The 2191-nt window shown below is 63.4% G+C and carries 4 protein-coding genes; 2 read left to right on the forward strand and 2 right to left on the reverse strand.

The annotated features are described in order from the left end of the window. Nucleotides 1–116: 116 nt before the first annotated feature. A complete protein-coding gene (locus tag AC2VOU_RS00030; protein ID WP_486955501.1) occupies nucleotides 117–710 on the forward strand; it encodes a TetR/AcrR family transcriptional regulator in 594 nt (197 codons plus the stop codon). A 109-nt stretch (nucleotides 711–819) separates the two neighbouring features. Continuing rightward, nucleotides 820–1068 (forward strand): hypothetical protein, encoded by a 249-nt coding sequence (locus AC2VOU_RS00035; RefSeq protein WP_486955502.1) that lies wholly within the window; start codon nucleotides 820–822, stop codon nucleotides 1066–1068. 5 nt (nucleotides 1069–1073) lie between these two features. On the opposite strand, the gene AC2VOU_RS00040 is transcribed toward AC2VOU_RS00035, so the two are convergent. Both AC2VOU_RS00040 and AC2VOU_RS00045 read right to left on the reverse strand, forming a co-directional pair. Beyond that, nucleotides 1074–1580 (reverse strand): NUDIX hydrolase, encoded by a 507-nt coding sequence (locus AC2VOU_RS00040; protein ID WP_486955503.1) that lies wholly within the window; start codon nucleotides 1578–1580, stop codon nucleotides 1074–1076. A 2-nt stretch (nucleotides 1581–1582) separates the two neighbouring features. After that, nucleotides 1583–2191: amidohydrolase family protein (locus AC2VOU_RS00045; protein ID WP_486955504.1), on the reverse strand; the 609-nt coding region annotated here is incomplete at its 5' end.

The following is a 2191-nucleotide window of genomic DNA, read 5'->3' on the forward strand; positions in this document are numbered from 1 at the left end:
GATCATTGGCCACGGTCCTTCCAATCATTGGGACACCGTGCGCCGCCGGCTCGGCAGTCGAACATTATTCTAGAATAAAGCACTAGTCAATGCCGCGCTTCCGGTATGGTTCGGTGATGCCCACCGCCACGCAGACTGGCGCTCCGCGCCGCCGTGCCATCCTCGACGCTGCGCTCAGGATCTTTCTCAAGAACGGGGTGGCGGGTACCACCATCGAGGCTCTGCACCGCGAATCGGGGGCCAGCGTGGGCAGCATCTATCACTTCTTCGGGAGTAAAGAGGGCGTCGCCGCCGAACTGTACATCGCCACGCTCCGTGCATACTTTGACATCTATCTTGCTGCCCTGCAACGGAGTTCGACGGCACGCGGCGGGATCGCAGGGTCCGTTCTCGCCCACTTGGAGTGGGTCGCGTCACACGAAATCCAGGCGCGGTATCTGTTTCATTGCCGAGAGTACGAGGTCATCGAGGAGTCTCGGCCGGCGATCTCCGCGTTGAACGAACAGTTCTACAGCGAGGCCGGCGCTTGGCTACAGCCGCATGTGGAGAGGGGTCGCATCAAACCCCTGCCGCCCCGGTTGTGCCAAGCGCTCTGGATGGGGCCCAGTCTCGAATATGCCAGGCTGTGGCTTGCGCGGACCACGGAGTTCGACGTCCTCGACGCGGCGCCGGTCCTCGGCGACGCGGCGTGGAAAGCTGTCAAGGTTTGATCCTCCGCACCCTAAGTGGTCTGGCTCGTAAGCGTCGAGATCGACGTTTTGGCAGCCTGCTACTCGAACTTTGCCGCCAAAACGTCGATCTCGGCGCGCAAAGGCGATCATGGCGCACACCCCGATGCACGCGTCCAGGCTCAACCAGATCGAGGTCTACTTCTCCACCGTTCAACGAAAAGCGTTCTCGCCCAACGACGTCACCGGCCTTGACGCCAACATCGACCGCCTCAACGCCGTCGAGGCCCGCTACAACCAGACCGCACGGCCATTCACATGGAAATTCAGCACCACCGACCTCGACGAACTTACGAGCCAGACCACTAAGTCGTATCGCGGCATAACAATGGGTGGGTGAATGAATCAACGCTCCCGACCTTGGTCGTCATGAGTACCCTTGGATTCGAAAACCGTTAGGGCACTTGGTCGTTCGTCGCCAGCCAGCTCGATCCGCCGATGCATGTCGGCAGACATTTGCGGCAGCTCCGCGAAAGCGAACCAGCAGGCTTCCAGGCTTTCGTCGTCGGCGGGAAACGGTTCTCCGCTCACCCACTCCATCCGGAACACGTGATCGAGGTACTGCGCATGATCACCGTTGGCGTGAACTGTGGGGCGGGTGACGTGCACCCACGCCAGTCTGCTGGCAACCACGTGGATGCCGGCCTCCTCCAACACTTCTCGAACTGCACAGTCGGCTGGGTTCTCCCCCGGCTCGACAATTCCGGTGACGGGCGTCCAGGCCTGGTTGTCGGACCGCTGCACCAGCAGCACCTGCTGATCGCGGATGACCACCGCGGTCACGCCTGGCAGCCACAGCGGTGCGTGTCCGATGTGCCGACGAAGCTCAACGATGAAGTCAGGAACCGGCACGCTCAGCAGAGCTGCCCGCGCAAAACAACCACGTCCGCGCGATGCAGCACCTCGGGGCCGTAACGGGGATCGTCGTAATAGCACAACAGGTCCGCCGAAGCGCCGTCGTCGAGGCCGGGGCGGTCGAGCCAGTCCCGGGCATCCCAGCACGCCGCGCCGAGCGCGTCGGTGGGGCTCATCCCGATGCGGGTCAGCGCCTCGACTTCGTCGCCGATCCGCCCGTGGGCGATCATGCCGCCCGCATCGGTGCCGGCGTAGATCGGCACACCGGCCTCGCGGGCCGCGGACAACCGGGGATAGCAATTGGCGTACAGGTCGCGCATGTGGGCGGCATACATCGGATACTTTCCCGCGGCGTCGGCGATCCCGGGGAAGTTCTCCACGTTGATCAGGGTTGGCACCAAAGCGGTTCCATGCTCGATCATCAACTCGATGATGTCGTCAGTGAGCCCGGTGCCGTGCTCGATGCAGTCGATGCCCGCTTTGATCAGTCCGGGTAGCGCGTCTTCGCCGAAGACATGCGCGGTCACCCGGGCGCCGTGGGCGTGCGCGGCGTCGTTCGCTGCGGTCAGCACGTCGTCGGACCACAGCGGCGCCAAATCGCCTACGCT

It is taken from the genome of Mycobacterium sp. TH-M25 (assembly GCF_057473665.1).

Excerpts from the sequence above, each read along its gene's own strand:
- AC2VOU_RS00035 (WP_486955502.1), top strand. The coding sequence starts at position 820 with ATGGCGCACACCCCGATGCACGCGTCCAGGCTCAACCAGATCGAGGTC.
- AC2VOU_RS00030 (WP_486955501.1), top strand. The coding sequence starts at position 117 with ATGCCCACCGCCACGCAGACTGGCGCTCCGCGCCGCCGTGCCATCCTC.